The organism is Rhodococcus sp. R1101 (assembly GCF_000278445.1).
GTDB classification, from domain to species: Bacteria; Actinomycetota; Actinomycetes; order Mycobacteriales; family Mycobacteriaceae; genus Rhodococcus; species Rhodococcus gordoniae.
This window is the reverse complement of sequence record NZ_AJVB01000653.1, coordinates 1-1,760: the sequence shown is the minus strand read 5'-3', so window position 1 is coordinate 1,760 and position 1,760 is coordinate 1. Positions and strand designations below refer to the sequence as shown.

Here is a 1,760-nt window from a genome sequence, read left to right as displayed (position 1 = left end):
ACCTGCGCGTTCGGTACCCTCCTGCCGGATCAATCCGCTCTCCACCAGACGGGAGACGGTGTGGTACAGCGAGCTCGGCCGGAGCTTGATCAGGTTGTCCTCCCGGCGCTTGAGCAGAAGCTGATGCATCTCGTAGGGATGCATCGGTCGCTCCTCGAGCAGTCCGAGCACGGCGATGGCTATCGGTGTCAGGACGGCGATACGGGATCGTTCGGACACCGCTCCTGCCTCCTCCGATTGTCGGGAGGCGTTCGGGAACCGCGACTGCTGCGCCTCGAATAGTCGGTATCGAATATACGACGTGGATTATCCGACGGACAACAATGCCTCCTTCCTGGCGTTCGCCGCCGTGCCGGGCACGCGGCAGACGTGGATCGGGGGTTCCGACCGGTGCGAGACATCGGTCGGAACCCCCGATCCGGTGACGAACACTGTTCTCGTCACGATCTGTGCAGGCACACGTCGGGGATTCTTCGAATCTCCTCCCTCACATCGGGATACGCGAGGACGAGAAGCAGCCGTGGCCGGAGCGACCGGGCCACCGAGACAACGGCCTCGATGGCGGCGAGGGCCGCGTCGGCCTGCCCACAGGCAAGGACGACGGAGGTCCTGCGCCTCGACGCCGAATCACGGCGCGGTGGCCAACCCCGCGCCTGCATCGGTCTGCGGCAACGGCAGCACCTCGGCTCCGTCGACCAGCGTCTTCCAGAGTTCCTTCCCGGTCCTCGCCGTGCTCTGCACGATCAGAGCCGCCAATCCCGCCACGTGCGGGGTGGCCATGGACGTCCCACTGATCGTGTTGTAGCGGTCCGGCATCGGCCACGACGAGTACACGTCTACACCGGGTGCGGCGATATCGACGGCGCCGCCCGGAACCACGGTGGCTCTGGCCGAGAATGCCGCCATCTTCAGGTCGGACGCCAGTGCCGCGACCGCCATGATCGACGGCGAATTCGCGGGGCTGCCGACGAATCCGGGATCGGCCGGCCGGCGCGCGTTGTTCCCCGCGGCCGCGATGATCAGCGTCCCGGCGGCCAACGCCCGCTGCCCGACGGCCTCGTAGGCCGTCACCGGCCGAGGTACGTCGGCGCCCAGCGACATCGAGATGACCTGGCACCGATTGGCCAATGCCCATTCGATCCCGGCGAGGATGGTGGAGTCGGATCCGCTGCCCTGATTGCTCAGTACCTTGCCGACGAAGATCGCAGCCCGTGGTGCGACGCCGTAGCCGCGCGCGGTCGGTAGATTCCTCGGTCCGCAGGATGTGCCGACGCAGTGGGTGCCGTGCCCGTTCCCGTCCTGGACGGCCTGGCCTGCGATGAACGACTTGCTGGTGATCGTCCGACCTGCGAAGTCGGGATGGTTGAGATCGAATCCGGTGTCGAGCACTGCTACCCGGACAGCGGACCCGTCGAACTGTGACGTCAGTGCCCGGGTGGCCTGCAGACCCCAGGTGTGCCTGCGACCGTCCGCCAGATGTGTCTCCAGGGCGAGTGGTGCCGCCAGCGTACGGACGACGTGTTCGGGTTCCACGGCCACGATCGCCGGATCCTGACGTGCGACGTCCTCGAGCGATTCGAGCTGCGACCCGTCGACGGCGGCAACAGCCACCCCGAGCCGATCGAATAGGGTCGCATCGGTGGATTCGAGTTCGTCTGCGGGTACCGCTTCCGGTCCCGTCTCGTCGCTGGACGCGATCGAGTTCACGCCGCTGATCGCCTCGAGTGCGGCCACGCGTTCCTCGTGAGTGCTGTCCTCGG

2 protein-coding genes are annotated in these 1,760 nt (G+C 66.9%); both read right to left on the bottom strand.

The genetic code is table 11. The features are described from left to right. The coding region (locus R1101_RS0122840; RefSeq protein WP_016935519.1) for a PadR family transcriptional regulator at nucleotides 1-219 on the bottom strand (219 nt) is incomplete at its 3' end. A gap of 408 nt (nucleotides 220-627) precedes the next feature. Next, a partial coding sequence (locus R1101_RS0122825; protein WP_016935516.1) for a S8 family serine peptidase occupies nucleotides 628-1,760 on the bottom strand: 1,133 nt, incomplete at its 5' end.